Source organism: Bradyrhizobium sp. 170, assembly GCF_023101085.1.
Classification (GTDB): Bacteria; Pseudomonadota; Alphaproteobacteria; order Rhizobiales; family Xanthobacteraceae; genus Bradyrhizobium.
In genome coordinates this window covers 360,858-375,489 of the sequence record NZ_CP064703.1, presented here as the reverse complement: position 1 = coordinate 375,489, position 14,632 = coordinate 360,858, and the positions used below count along the sequence as shown (strand labels likewise).

The following is a 14,632-nucleotide window of genomic DNA, read 5'->3' as shown; positions in this document are numbered from 1 at the left end:
CCGGGTGGGGTTTGCACCCACTGGAAAGCGCCGCCTTTGCACGGCGCACACCCAACTCAGACATCAGCCCTCAGGCACCCCGGCCGACCGCATGCTCTCAATGGCGTGGTCGCTCCAGGCAAGGAAGGTCGGATTGTCGCTCCGTGCATATGTGGCATCACGAAAGCGACGAATGGTGAAGCTTGGATCGAGCGCAAGTCCCGCTTGCACCGCGGCCCGCGCTTCGTCCAGCTCCCCGAGCCGCACCAGCACAGCCGCGAGAAGGAAATGCGCGGCGGAATAATTTCGAAGGCCCCGGCGCAGCCAGACGACTGCTTCGGCATCGGCACCGAGCTGCGCCTTGGCGAGGCCGACCCATGCCATCCATCGATCGGCAAGGGTGTCGCGAGGAGAAAGGCGGAATGCCTCGTTGATGTGAGATTCGGTCTCTGCGCCTCGACCAAGTAAAAACTTGGCGAAGCCGATGAGAGCGTGAGCGCCGGCCAAATTGCGATCCAGCGCCAGCGCCCGCTCGCATTGCGCGATGCCTTGAGCCACGCGTTTCGTAAATATTTGCACGAAGCCCAGATACACGTGTGCAAAAGCGTGGTTCGGCGCGAGCGATAGCGCTTTGGTTAAAGTCGCCTCGGCCGAGGTGAACCGCGCTGAATAATCGTCGGTCATAAGGGCACCTCCGAGTACGGCATCGATCCGCGCCAAACCGACCATGACCTCGACATTTCCTGGATCGAGCGCCATGGCCTGCTCGAAAAAGCCGCGCGCTTGTACCATGTAATCGGGGGTCAGCCCCTTGTTAAACCAAGCCCTACCTCGGAACACCAAGTCCATCGCGTTTGGATGCGGTGAACGCTCCGCTCGCCGTGCCTCGGCGGCAACGAGTTCGGCATCTAATGAGTTGGCGAGCCTCGATACGATTTCGTCCTGCATGTCAAAGAGGTCGGCAACGGGCTTGTCAAAACGCTCCGCCCAGAGGTGGTTGCCGGTTTCGGCATCGACCAGTTGCACGTTGACCCGAAGGAGGTTGCCACCACGTTGCACCGACCCTTCGAGCACGTAGCGGACGTTCAACTCACGTCCGAGCCTCACTACGTTGACCGCCTTACCTTTGAAGGTGAACGCGGTGTTGCGCGCAATCACGAACGCGCCATTGATCCGCGACAAGTCGGTGGTCAGGCTCTCGGTCACGCCTTCGACGAAGTAGTCTTGCTCGGGATTGCCTCCGATGTTTGCGAACGGCAAAACAACGATGGACAACCGGGGAGTTGATGATGGCAGCGAAGCAGCTCGGTCGGCTTTCGCGTTCAGGTCAACGGCATAGGCCCGCACCGGGTCGTCGATGTTCTTGAGGTTCTGCTCACCCAGATCGGCGAACTCAACGCCGACCTTGCCTCGGACCTGATCGTAGGCAGCAGACGAGATGCAGATGCCACCCGGTTCTGCGATGCTTTCAAGCCGCGCAGCAATGTTAACTCCGTCGCCGAAGATGTCGTGGGGTTCAACGATTACGTCACCGATATTGACGCCCACGCGGAATACAATGCGTCTCTCTTCCACATCACCGGTTGTAAGCTCGCTAACACGCGCCTGGAACTGCACGGCAGCTCGGATGGCTTCGACCGCGCTCGGAAACTCCGCCAAGAACCCGTCGCCGGTGTTCTTCACGACACGGCCGCCGTGTTCGGCAATTGCCGGGGCGACGGCGTCGGTTAGGAGCGCGGCCAGTTTGGCATGGGTCGCCTCTTCGTCATTGTGCATCAACCGCGAGTAGCCAGCTACGTCTGCGGCCAATATCGCCGACAACCTCCGCTCGACCCGGACTGGCCGCTCCTGCACCATGGCCCACGATCCAACCTAGATGCGATTATACGACAGATCAGATGGGATGCCCACTAAGGCTGATGTCGCATATTGGCACTTTTGGGACATGCCCACCGGCGTTGACGATGTCCGGTGTTAGGGGCGAAGTCGACTTCCTGGTTGTACGCCCTGACTTCTCAGTTTGACCCACAGCTGACATTGGCTGACCGCTAACGCTCTCTCTTACCTCAGCAAGCGGGATAGTGGTCGGTCGGGTCGAAACGCCCTCATATAGTATCGCCCGATTCAACTCCCGAGACGCGCCACCGCGCGAGATCGGGCATATTGATAGAGAAGATCTCCTCGACTTCGAGACGCATGGTATCGTGGCATTCGCACGCTGCCGCCGCGAGCCGCAATCGGTCGATCTCGATTCTGCCTCGTTGATCAGACCTGATCGCCCCACGCGCGCGCAGATTGCGCATCAAGAGCGTCACCGTCGTTCGTCGTACACCGAGTATTTGCGAAAGCGCCTGCTGGGTGAGCGGGAGTATGTCGTGGTCGATGCGGTCGCGAAGCTGGAGTAGCCAGCGAGCCATGCGGGCTTCGACCGGGTGCAGCGCGTTGCAGGCCGAGCCGAGCTGGAACTGTATCAGCATCGCCCTGACGTGATTCTGGACCAAGTTCCGGATCGCCGGACTGCGGTTGAAAGCGGCGTGAAATCGCGACGCAGAGATCCGCGCGGCGGTGCCCGCCGCATGGACGATTGCGGTAGCGGCCGACGGTGACGGCCCGAGCACCGAGAGCATGCCTACGGCCCCCTCGCGTCCGACTGCGGCTGTGGCAACCGTCTGTCCGTCCGCCATGTCGATCATCAACGAGATGGCCCCGCCATGAGGGAAGAAGACATACTCTATCGGCTCACCCGCGCGCGAAAGGACCGCGTCCTGATCGAGCGCGACCATCGCTAGCTCGGGCCTCAGAAAATCGAGGTCCGTCGCTGGCAGCGCTGCAAGAAGGCCGTTGGAAATTCCGCCGGGAGCCATCACCGCGGGGAACCTGCGGTGAGGCATCCGCAGCCTGCTCCATTTGGAGCGTCGCGGAATGGCGGTCTCAACATAGGTTTATCCTCTACGCGCATCGATATTGAACTCACTACGAGACACCTTCACTCGGAAAAACAAACTCCAAACGGTTTGGCCGCGAGGCGGATTTTCTGCTCGCAGCATCGAGAGGCGGGTTAGATGCAAATGGCTGCCGGACGCAACTGTCAAATGTGCATGGGTAACGCGCCCTCGGCATCACCTGAACGAGCGGCTTCGCGCCGACGGTCGGTCGCTTTGCCGGTGTTGCGCCTTGAGCGAGCGCAAGCGTGGGAATGGGCAATATAGCGAAACAAAGCGCTGTCCTCATAACGTGGTTCAAAAAGGGCGCGTGCTCGCAAATCAGCTTACCAACTTGTTGGCGCGCGCCAGATCCTCCAGTGCGTCGGACAAATCAAAATCGGCTCATCGGCCCAAGCATTGTACCAAACCCCCAATTTTCGACGGCATGGAAAACCCAATGGCATAATGCCAGTCTTATCAAGTTCGCCAACTTCCAAAACGCAATCTTCCGGCGCGAGTTGGATCGGTAGCCACCGCAGAGCCCGACACGACACCCCTGAGAGCCTAAAGGGGGCGTGTAATTAATGCCGCCACCCGCCTATGAAAGCTACCAATCTGTCTGAACGCATCCTGTCGCTCTGATCCCTCAGGAAGCCGTTGCGCGGCTTCCCATAAGCTCGCTAACAACCTTGTCATGTCTTTCAATTCATCGGCCTCGGGCATTCCAACTGTGCGTCGGCTCAACGTTGAGTCCTCATTGTACGAACGGATAAATGCGGGTGGGGGGGCCGCGACAGGATAGCGCGGCGAGTAAAGGAAGAGAGTAAGTACAAAGGCAGTATCTATGCAGTTGCCGCGCAGAAGTACTTGCGCAGCAAAAGGTGCTCTTCTCCACGCACGCGGCGTAACATCGATCTCCACCTTTTACTCATGTTGAATACGAGGATCAGCCAGTCATTGGGAATAGCTGTCCTTTCCGACGCGTTTCGCCAAAAACCGAGGGCACGTATGAAAGAGCCGCAACTCAATCCGCAAGTCGCTGGTCTCGCGCCTACCGGTCCAACGCTCACCGCATACGACGAGGAGCATGCCGTCACCTACGTTCGCCTGATTTGATGCCGATGCGGAAGATGCGGTTTGTCACGATGTCGGTCATGATGGTGGCTACACTGATCGCCATCGTGGTCTTATACGTCGAGGACTGAGCAGGCAGCCTTGGCGCAACGCTACTGAATGCGATGTCTCCTGTTGGCAGATACCGTTGCAAAAGTCGAAAATCGGACGACGCCGAAAATCTCGCGAAAATTGATTCTGAGCTGTCTCTACGGCTGCAACCCTCTTTAGCGCGGATATGAAGGTCGGTGGTCGTTTTTGCGTGAAACAATGTGGTCCCTCACGTCGCCGCGTGCGAACACATCAGCGGTTCTCAGAAATTTCGTTCGTCACCCAAAAGGACTTTTTCAACACTATCGGGTCATTAGCGGACTTGGACTCGGTCCCGATCGATGTCCGCTTCCGCTTTGCCCCCGCGAACAGACATGGCGGAGGAGTATAGGACTCACGCTTTCGCAGCTAGCGCTTTATGGCCTATACTTTATAGTCGTGATTTGGGATCGCTTGTTGCGATTCTGGCCGATAAGGCGGCCGTACTGGGCTGGGCATCATGACTCGCTTGTTTTTTCGAGCGTTAGGTTCGCTTGTTTGTTTTGTTGGACTGCTCCTAGAGATCCAATCCGGATTCGCTGGTGACCGCGTCGCCCTGGTAATTGGGAATGGCGCTTATCAAAAGGTGCCGATCCTTCCTAACCCGTCTCGGGACGCCTCAGATTTGGCAAGAGCACTGGAGCGGCTCAATTTCCAAGTCACTCGGCTCGACAACGCGAGCGCAGCCGAGATGAGAAAGTCGCTCGTTGAATTTGGCCGCAAGACGGACGGCTCTGACGTAGCCGTAGTGTTCTACGCTGGCCACGGGATGGAAGTCGGAGGAGAGAATTGGCTTATCCCAGTTGATGCTGAGCTTCAGAATGACACCGACATTGAAAGTGAGGCTGTCAGCCTCAGATCAATAAATCTCCAGGTGGCCAAGGCGCGATCGCTCGGACTCATTATTCTTGATGCGTGCCGCAACAATCCATTTGCAAACAAGATGAAGCGGTCACTGGGCACTCGTGCCGTCGACCGAGGACTGGCGCGAACAGAGCCCACAGACAATGTATTGGTCGCCTACGCGGCCCGCGACGGCACAACGGCGAGCGATGGGGACGGACGAAACAGTCCATTCACGACCGCCATCCTTCGCCATATCGAAACACCGGGGCTGGAAATCTCATTTTTGTTCCGTCGGGTAAGAGATGACGTAATGACCGCGACCAAGCGGGAGCAACAGCCTTTTGTTTATGGATCTCTATCAAAAGACGAGATCTATCTGAAGCCTCCGATAGCAGCCACGCTTGAGAAAATCGCGGCGCCCAAACCCACCACAGAGGATGAGCAATTCTGGCAGGCAATCAAAACCTCCGACGTAAGTGGGTTGTTCGAAGAGTTCTTAAGACGATATCCCAATAGCTCGCGCATGAACGATGCACGACAGCGACTAGCCAGCTTGTCGTCTCAGCCGCTCACACTAAGGAACGAAGCAGCCGATCAGCCCGGACACCCTCAGCAAAGCTCAGAGAGCCGGGCTCCGTCACGGGAGGACGAGGCGAAGATAGCTGCCTTGGCAACTGAGCTGAAACTTAAACTGCCAAGTTTTGCCATTGGAGAGATTAAACCGGACGTACCGCAATCCATACGTCGATTTCTGGGAGTTTGGGCCAACAAGAATGGCTACGAAGGCGGTGGACGTCGCGCAATGCTCATTGTGACAGAAGCTGCCTCGAACGGAACGGTTGCGGGCTATTATGTTTGGGGACCACCCACAAAATCTTCTTGGGTACAGGATCAGGCTGGATACTCAAAGATCACAGGCCAGATCACGGATGGAGAGCTCGAAATCCGATTTGCTACGGTAACGATCACAGCGCGATTGGACGGCCGCAGTCGTCTGCTCGCTCGTCTCAGAACCACCGAGGGAGCAAGAAAAACGGGGACGGGCCACTTTTCGAGAGTATGGCAGATCGAAAAGGGAAGCGTCACCGAAACATCTCAGAGGGGGCGCGACGCAAAGGAAGACAAGAAAGCAATTTCAAATTCCGATCCCAAATCTCGGACAAAGGATCAGAAGCGCACGCAAGATTCCGCGAGCAGCAGTTCGCAGCAAACGTTTTGTAACCAGAGTGGCTGTCGACCGGTTCCGAAGGGCTGCCATCTTGTATCGGGTAATCCCGCCAAATCTTGGACAAGTGGATCCTCATATCAGAACGTTATCTGCAACTAACGTCGGCTTCGTTGGCACTTCACCCGGCTTGCGCAAAAATCCAATGTGACGCTCCGAGGCGGACGCAAATCCAGCATTAGACCGTGGAGTACATGCACTCAGACAAATCAGAATTATGAAACGATGACGTCCGCTTTGACCCTTAAGAGACACGCTCAGCCCTGTGCGCTCGATGGTGGAGACTGCTATCGAAGGATGACACACCCGCGGCTCATCTCCTGATACTTTGTGTCTCCATTCCTTGCTGCGAGACTTCCCCTGGCAAACACAAGCTAAAGCACCTCCCCGCGAACCTGGGCCACGCCGCGGTCCGTAATTCCCAAACTGCGCGCAGCGCCCAGTGAAAGGTCGAGGACGCGGCCTCGAACCCAGGGTCCCCGGTCGGTGATACGAACTACTACAGACTTGCTGCTCGCAAGATCAGTTACGCGAACTCTTGTGCCGAACGGCAGTTTGCGGTGGGCAGCGGTCAGTGAATTCCGATTGAACGAGGAGCCACTCGCTGTTTTTCCCGTCGGATATGAATAGTAAGAGACCTTACCGGAAAACACCCGGTTGGAGGATCGACGGGCTGAGCGATCTTCCGGACGACGTGTCGGTTCTGCAGTCGGACGTCGCTCCGGCGGATTTTGCCTAGTCTGGTCGGGTGCCTCGGGAGCCGGTTCTGCGTGCGCCTTTGGAATGATAGACCATCTATCATTGAAGGTCTGTGCTGCAGCAGAATTTACATGTACGGCGAACCAAGCCGGTACTGTCGCAATCGCGACTATTCCAAAAAGAAGACGCATGAACGACCTCACAACTAAATGGAATACAAATGAACAATGCAAACTCATGATGCTCTGTTCCTGCACATGTAGAATTCTCGTGGCTGTAAAGGTGAACAAATACCGGTGCTTCTCAGCTATCATAGTTCGATGCTTAGGCGCACCGCAGCAAGAAATGTCTATTTCGCTCGGTATTGCTTAGTTGAGAGGTTTGTTGCTCCTGATCCACGGGGGCACACCCGTCTCGGTGCAGCGCATCGCATTCACAAAGGGAAGCGCAGATTTAGATCAACGCCGATATGGCGCGACCCCCTAGATGCACCCCATCAATTACGCATTGCTCCCGGCTTCACTGACTGCACGCGCGATATCTGCTGTTCAGCACGGACATGCGGCCGTCACGAAGCGATGTCCGCGCTCGAGGGCAAAGCGGGCATTCCACGGTTGGCATCACGCCTCTGAACCAGCCGAATTCCTTCGGACCACCTTTATAGCATCGGTGGCGGCAGGAGCGTTCACGTCCCCTGATTGTTCGAGATTCTCACGAAGTAAGTAGAATGCCCGCCGTTGCCCTCCAAGGTGCGGCGGGGTTTGTGAGTTTCGTGAGTGTCAAAGCATGTTCAGATGCCGGGGTTCATTAAGCCCCAGCTTGCGACGTTGAGGTCGAAGGCACCGAAGGGTGACCAGTGGCTTCACGAAATCAAATATGACGGTTACCGCGTCCAGGTGCACATCAACCGGGGCCGTAAGAAAGTTTACACCCGCAACGGACTGGACTGGACCAAACGCTTCACGACCATCGCTGGCGCTCTCGACGTCCGCGGCGAAGCCATCATCGACGGAGAGGTGGTCGTCGTCCACGAGGGCCGCACGAACTTCTCCGAACTGCAGGCTGAACTAGCAGCCGGTAGACAGGATCAACTGGTCTACTACGCCTTCGACCTCCTTTGGCGCGACGGAGACCTTCGCAGGCTCCCGCAGATCGAACGCAAGCAGCTCCTGTTAGACCTGCTCGGCGAAAACGACATCGAACTTCCGGTTCTGTTCTCTGAACATCTCGTCGGCGATGGTCAGAAAATGTTTGAGCACGCCGTGAAGCTAAACTGGGAAGGCATTATCTCTAAGCGGGCGGACGCGCCGTATAGGTCGGAGCGAAATGAAGCTTGGTTGAAAATCAAGGCCGTGCAGAAGGGGAAATTCCCGGTCGTCGGTTTTGTCAAAGACCCAAGCGGCGTCGCCGCCCTCTATCTCGGCAAGCAGGAAGGCAAGGAGCTGGTTTACATGGGCAAGGTTGGGACGGGTTGGTCTCGCACTGTCTCAAGTCAGATCAGAAAGCAGCTCGACACGGTGGTCAGCCCGAAGTCAAAGCTAACAAAGCCTATCAAGAAGCCGAAGGCGACATGGGTAGAGCCGAAGTTCTACGCCAATGTTGAATACCGAGACATCACCTCGGAAGGCTTGCTGCGGGCGAGTTCGTTCAAAGGACTAACCAAGGGAACGGGGCGCACCTGACAACCTTTATTCTTATGTCCGTTGCTGAATGTAAAGCTGACCTAAGCCGGTAATGACCAGATGTCACCCTTTTGGACCCGTTGCGGACATACGGTCCGAAGGCAAGTCATCAAGTTCAGTGCAAGCGCATTAGGCTTTGGTCGGCCATGATGCAGTCGTTAGCCCGAGCTTTCTCGGCAGTCCAGGCGCAGGGATAAAGGCCATCGTTCCCGCGTGTCTGATCAGCACGATCGATACATCTCCTGCAGAGGCTTTCCGCTCAGGAAGATAGTGTGAGGAGTCAGTCCACCCCTGCGAGCGATCCAGCGGCGCACCGGCGTCGGATAGGTCGAGTACAGCATTAAGGTTGCTTCGGGATCAGAGAAGGCGCGACCATTGGCGCCGTAATTCCAAGCCGCATGGAATCCGAGCGTCGCGCGCGAAGTTACGCAGATCTTGTCGTAAGGAAGCGCACTGAGAACCATAGTGCACGCCGAGGCACAGAGACCATCGATGATCACGGATTCGCCCGATGAGGCCAGGCGCTGATACTTTACGATGTAAGACACGATTAGACCGCCTCGATCATTCGTGATGCGTACCGCAGAACTTGCGTCTGACACATTGAGGATTAGCAGACTTGCAAAAAGGAATCCCGTTACATACTTCATGTCCCACCCTTGGGTTCGAGCAAACCGATTTGGATCGCTTTGCGTGATGCGCGAAGCTGTGACAGACTTGTTCAGGTTCATGGCATTGTCTGGGCGCAAACCGTAGGACGGCAACTTCGGTTCCCGGCTGTAACTCCTGAAAATGAGCCGCAGGTGAAACGAAATGCCAAGATTGCCCCTCGCAACCGAAGCGTCGGATGCGGTTGTAATCACCTCCGGCAGGGGTTCGCGATCTACCTACGAACGAGGCGACCTCCGATGATTCCGCTCTGTAGAGCGAGGCTAGTATCGACGAATGTCTGCCGTTGGCGCCTTTCGGACCTGGCAGGTGGGGCTGACGATGTCCGTACTTAGGGCGCAAAGCGGACCGCTCGGTTGCCCGCGCGGACTTCTGAGTTAGCCCAGAGCGGACATGATGCGCTCGTCGTTGCTTCTGGCAATGATCCTTTTCGTGCGACGCCACGGCCGGATTTTTCGTGCGACGCCACGGCCGGATTTCGGCCAGCGAGCACAAGGCGCTACTTCGCTGCGGGTTCATTTGCGCCGAGCGCGACTAGAAGATCGCCCGCCATGTGTGGCGGACATTTGATGCTATGGCCCCCTGCGCGGGGTATCGAATCTCAATCGGCCGTATAGAATGCTTCACGGATGGGGTTCGAGATCGGGCCGGAGCCAATAATCGCCGTCTGGGTCATGACCACGCCGACAACGCGGTTTGTCGGATCGATCCAAAACTGCGTGCCATAGATCCCGCCCCACCCATAGCTACCGGCCGGAAGACGGCTCTTGGCTGCGGCTGGATCGGTCATGATCCCAAAGCCCAGCGTGAAACCCCAACCCGGCCCGCGAAGCGTCGGCAAGCTGCCGGTGGCGTTCTGCGTCATCTGCCGGACCGTCTCCGCGCGGAGCACCCGCACGCCGTCGAGTTCGCCCTCGTTCAGCAGCATCTGCAGGAACCGCGCGTAGTCACCGATGGTGCCAGTCATTCCGGCGCCGCCAGAGTTATAGGCAGTCGGAGAGAAGGCGCGGTTCGGGTCGAGATTGGCGGTGCCCTTGGTGGGTGGGAACGGCACTGCCTCAGGTCCCATCACAGGAACGTAGCCCGTGCCGAGTGCGCCCGTGACCTGCGCGGGCCGCGTCACCTGCACGAAGCGAGAACGAACGGTCTCAGGTACGTTGAACACAAAGCTCTGGATGCGCAGCGGCTTTGCAATCTGCTCGGTTACAAAAGCTTCCAGGCTGGCTCCCGTCACCTTCTCGATGACGGCGCCGAGCACGTCAGTGGCGAGCGAGTATTCCCACCCCGTACCAGGCTGATAACCAAGCGGAACGGAGGCGAGACGCTGCATCGCTTCGGCCGTGGTTACCTCAGGCTGGTCTAGCCCGTCGGTGACGCGGGCTTCGCGGTATGCATCAACGAGCCGCGCATTATTCATGAAATTGTAGGAGAATCCGGCCGTATGCGTCAGAAGTTCGCGGATCGTCGGCGGCCTGCTCGCAGGCCCCTCGGTGCCGTCGGTCCCACGCACCCGCGGCTTGGCGAACTCGGGAAGGAAACGGCTGACCGGATCGTCCAGGCCAATCTTGCCCTGCTCGACAAGGATCATCGCCGCCACAGAGGTGACGGCCTTCGTCATTGAGGCGAGGCGGAACATGTCGTTCTCGCCGATCAAACCGGCGCTCCCGATCTCGCGAACGCCAACGCTGCGGCTGTAGACCGGGCGGCCGTTCTGAAGGATCAGCACGACAATACCTGGCGTGCTGCGGCCTTCGACCAATCCTCGAAGAGTTTCATCGAGCTTCGCGTTGCGTTCTTCGGGCGAAAAAGCCAGCGCAACTGGGCTCGCATAGAGCGCGAACGCCCCTAGCAGTCCAATTATAAGACGACGTGAGATCATGATGTCCCTCCCGTGGTCTGGTCCGCTCTGATCGTCATTTTCTGTCTACGCCAGCTCGGAGTCAACGACGCTAGACGGCGCTGCGGCACTTCTGAGTTGGAACCGCTGAAGGTAAGGGACACGAACGTACATATGAATCTTGCAGTGACACCCCAGACAAGCGCGCGGGATTGTCTGCAGATGGCCCCTTTTGGGACATGCCCGCATATCCTGAGAATGTCCGTTCACCGGGGTAGACCGGAAGTCGCCGTGGTCCGGCCAAACCGACGCGAATGACCCCAAGCGGACCTTATGTCAGTGTCATCAGGCTACTAGCAGCTGAAGCTTTGTTACGTACAAGCCTGCCTACCTCAACGCAAAGCGCTCTCGCCAGCGGCGCGATGGCAGGTTTCGGCGAGCTCGTTCAGGAAATGACGGCAGTAGCTTCGAATTGTTTGGCGACGGGGACGTGTTTCGATGGCGAAGGAGTTCTCCGGGCCCGATGCTGAGGTGCACGCCTGTCCTGTTCACGCTGCTGCCCGAATAGCTGTAGTCCGGCTCCGGATGCTGAACGCTGCTGATGGCGGGCGCGGTGACATTGGGCGCGCCCTTGTTGGCCAGTCTGGCTCTGTAATCAAAGAAGATCTCTCCCGCCACACCTCCGGCCACCAACGCGACGCATGCCATCGAAGCCAAGGTCTCTATGCCATGAAACCAAATTATGTAGCTCACAACCTCAAGAAAAAGACCCGCAAGCAGCACATATCCGGCTACGCGCGCGCGACGCAAATTATGGTCAGTGTCCCTGCCGAAGTCTCTATGATGGTCGTCAGAGCATGTTGTCATAGCTGATAGTCCCCTATTTGCCGCGCGGGGCGGTCCCATCCGTCCTTGTTCGTGATCTACATCTAGCGTGCGTGGTAGCACTGTGATGAGCGTCACTCGTTACGCGCCAGTGCACATGAGCCGCGGCAACGATTGTCATTTCTTGGGGCTGTCGTGACATTCAGCACGGTTGGTTCACTCAGATTGCCCCTAGCGGCGCGCGCTAAGGGAATTGTTCTCACCGAAAGACGCACAGACATGTCGACAGTCCGCGATTATGTCTGCTTGCTGAGTTAGACCGGAACCCCCCGTGGTCCCCATCTCGCGGATGGATCAGAGAATTGGACTAGAGAGTGAATGACTTTCTTCGAATCGTCATCACGTTCGGAATCAACGCACTCTACGGGCGGTCAGTGGATCTTGTTAACACCTGGGGATCAGCAGCGGTGTGGGTGTCGTAGGACGGCGTCAAGTTCATTGCAAGCGACCGCAATTCGCTGGACTGCTTGATCATCAGCTCGATCTGTATTCGCGCATGCGTGCTCGACAATTTGATGAAATCGGTGGCCGACCTCAGATTGACCAGCTGCTGCGCGTATTCCAGTGCGGCGCTCATGTTCGCCTCCGTGAGTCCAAACGCCTTGGCCTGATAGTCAGCAACGGTCGCAGCAATGGTGGCCGCCGGGATCGTCTTCTCCGAGCTTACAGCACCATGGCTGCTGTTCGCTTCCTGAGTCGCCGGTTCCAGCGCTGGACCGGTCGGCAACTCTCGGCTGGTAATGTCCTTCACGTCACCCGGTGAGGCACTCACACAGACTTTCAGGTTTTGCAGGACTGGGGCCCGATGCTCCACAGCCATTTCGGTGGTACCATCGGCGGAATTCGAGATCGCGCGAGCGCTCGAGGTGAGCGCGTCTGCCGGATGAGGCAATTGGATTACCGCCGAGGCCTCCGCATGCGCCGTGGCCGGAGGGGCAACCGTGATGCTCATGGTGAGCTGGTCAGCGCTCTCAGCTGCGGTTTCACCTGCTTTCACGTCCTCGAAGAAAGTCCCGATCGGAGCGGGCGACGTCACGTGCACTCCATCACGTGCGGCAGTGCTCACTGCAGCGGCCGTGAGCTCCACGAGCGAGCGACGAACGGGGCGCGCATGAGCAGGCTGCCTTGACCGCGGTTTACCCATGAACGACCGTCTCCCTGTTGAGTTGTTTCGAAACCCAGCCCCACAACGCGCGAATTTCCTCTGAGGCCTTTCCTTCGGGCGCAAATTCTGTGACGCCCAAACCCGCCCCGAGCGCGTCCTGGTAGTCGTTGCGCTGGACGATGAAGGGCAGCGCGAGTACTCCGAGCGAATTGAGTGCCGTCGCAGCTTCGCTCAGCCGATAGCCGCGAGGCGGCGTTTGGTTGAGGACGAAAGCAAATCGGCGGTTGAACCTGCGAATGGTGGTAAGCGTGGGCAGCGCAGCTTCTATATCTGCCGGACTCGGACGGGCCGGGATGAGGCAAAAATCAGCCACCGAAATGGCGCAGCTGCTCAAGTTGTTGTTCGTGGCTGCAGTGTCGATAATTGCGAGCTTGACCCCCTCGGCCCTGAGGCGAGGTATTGCACGCTCAATTTCAACGCGATCGGCAACCCGATCAACGCGCGGATAGGGGTTGGTGCGCCGTCGGCGCCAGCTTGATACCGTGCCTTGCGAATCTGCTTCGATCACGGCAACGCGCTTTGCGTCCTCCATCGCAGCGACAGCAAGGCCCACGGTGAGCGTGCTCTTGCCGCTTCCGCCTTTTTGCGTGACCAGCGTGACGACGTACATTCCTGCGTTTCCCCAAATGGCAGGCGTCTGAGCAGCTATCACTCTTTCTGACCGGGCGGGATTACTGCGGTCGCTTGCTCGGGCAAGGCTTGCGTTTCCGTCGTTGTTGTCGAGCCCCTAAGCTCTGACCCTGTGCAGTCACCAGCCCATAGCTTTGTGCCCCGGACCGTTCCAACGAGTTTGCAGCCCAACGGCTCTTTCGGCTTTACCTGAACCAGCGGTTTGTTACCGACCTTGGGCGGCGCACTCTGAGCGAATGCGGTTGCCGAAGAGCAGATAGCAACGAGAATGATTAGCGACCTCATCGTCAATTCACCCGTTTTGCCTCACGACAGCCCCGGCTGATTTCAGAAAGTATCCCGCAGAGCATTCGCGCTCTGCGGGCCGCGCCGCCGGGGTCCTCAAAATTGATTGTTTACCGAATGACCCAGCCCCGGTCTTTCACAAGCTTGCATCGAGCGGGTCGGAGTGCGAGACCAAAATTGCGTTCCCTCAAAAGGAACAAAAAAGTTGTTGCACCGAGAACACGGCGCCATGTTCGCGCGGTTCGGCACGGTTTCGGATTTCACAGCCGGGACGTTAGAGAGAAGACGCGAAAATTTGGCAGATGCGTTGCCTCCCCTGCAACTGCAACCACGGATTTTCTCGCACCAGATATCCTCAATAGGTGCGGTCGCGCGTTCCCCGCAGGAACTCACGCCCTCAGAAGGACCCGCGCTCCGATTGCAGAGGGCCGCCATCGCTCGACGGTCCCCGCCAGCCGTCGCGCATCACCGCGACCTCGACGCGACCGTGTCAGGCGTCACCACGACAGCACCGGCCAGTGGCGATGTCCGTTTCCGGGGGAAGACCGGAAGTCGTGGACTGTCGGTCAAACCGACGCGATTGACCCACAACGGAAGTCGTAG

Annotated in this window: 10 protein-coding genes; 3 read left to right on the top strand and 7 right to left on the bottom strand. The window is 57.9% G+C overall.

All coding sequences use genetic code 11. The features are described from left to right. Positions 1-63 precede the first annotated feature (63 nt). Positions 64-1,836, bottom strand: a complete 1,773-nt coding sequence (locus tag IVB05_RS01765; protein ID WP_247782733.1) for an adenylate/guanylate cyclase domain-containing protein — start codon at positions 1,834-1,836, stop codon at positions 64-66. A 248-nt stretch (positions 1,837-2,084) separates the two neighbouring features. Then, a complete protein-coding gene (locus IVB05_RS01760) occupies positions 2,085-2,843 on the bottom strand; it encodes a Crp/Fnr family transcriptional regulator (RefSeq protein WP_247787433.1) in 759 nt (252 codons plus the stop codon). 1,723 nt (positions 2,844-4,566) lie between these two features. Here IVB05_RS01760 and IVB05_RS01750 point away from each other — a divergent pair. Next, a complete protein-coding gene (locus IVB05_RS01750) occupies positions 4,567-6,279 on the top strand; it encodes a caspase family protein (RefSeq protein ID WP_247782732.1) in 1,713 nt (570 codons plus the stop codon). Positions 6,280-6,551: 272 nt separating this feature from the next. On the opposite strand, the gene IVB05_RS43695 is transcribed toward IVB05_RS01750, so the two are convergent. Then, positions 6,552-7,067, bottom strand: a complete 516-nt coding sequence (locus IVB05_RS43695) for a septal ring lytic transglycosylase RlpA family protein (protein ID WP_346771823.1) — start codon at positions 7,065-7,067, stop codon at positions 6,552-6,554. A 603-nt stretch (positions 7,068-7,670) separates the two neighbouring features. Between IVB05_RS43695 and ligD the strand changes: the two genes are divergently transcribed. Further along, positions 7,671-8,558 carry a non-homologous end-joining DNA ligase gene (gene ligD, locus IVB05_RS01740; protein WP_247782731.1) on the top strand — a complete coding sequence of 296 codons (888 nt, stop codon included), beginning with the start codon at positions 7,671-7,673 and terminating at the stop codon, positions 8,556-8,558. Positions 8,559-8,779: 221 nt separating this feature from the next. Here the strand turns inward: ligD and IVB05_RS01735 are convergent, their stop codons facing one another. Both IVB05_RS01735 and IVB05_RS01730 read right to left on the bottom strand, forming a co-directional pair. Next, positions 8,780-9,208, bottom strand: a complete 429-nt coding sequence (locus IVB05_RS01735; protein ID WP_247787432.1) for a hypothetical protein — start codon at positions 9,206-9,208, stop codon at positions 8,780-8,782. A gap of 620 nt (positions 9,209-9,828) precedes the next feature. Continuing rightward, entirely contained in the window at positions 9,829-11,106 is a 1,278-nt protein-coding gene (locus tag IVB05_RS01730; protein WP_247782730.1) for a serine hydrolase domain-containing protein, read from the bottom strand. Positions 11,107-11,562: 456 nt separating this feature from the next. On the opposite strand from IVB05_RS01730, the gene IVB05_RS01725 reads away from it, so the two are divergent. Further along, the gene (locus IVB05_RS01725) at positions 11,563-11,937 is read left to right on the top strand and encodes a hypothetical protein (protein ID WP_247782729.1); all 375 of its coding nucleotides are present in this window, start codon (positions 11,563-11,565) and stop codon (positions 11,935-11,937) included. A gap of 373 nt (positions 11,938-12,310) precedes the next feature. Here IVB05_RS01725 and IVB05_RS01720 read toward each other — a convergent pair whose 3' ends face one another. Together IVB05_RS01720 and IVB05_RS01715 are read right to left on the bottom strand one after the other, a co-directional pair. After that, positions 12,311-12,985, bottom strand: a complete 675-nt coding sequence (locus tag IVB05_RS01720; RefSeq protein ID WP_247782728.1) for a phasin family protein — start codon at positions 12,983-12,985, stop codon at positions 12,311-12,313. 100 nt (positions 12,986-13,085) lie between these two features. Further along, positions 13,086-13,724 carry a ParA family protein gene (locus tag IVB05_RS01715; RefSeq protein WP_247782727.1) on the bottom strand — a complete coding sequence of 213 codons (639 nt, stop codon included), beginning with the start codon at positions 13,722-13,724 and terminating at the stop codon, positions 13,086-13,088. Positions 13,725-14,632 lie beyond the last annotated feature (908 nt).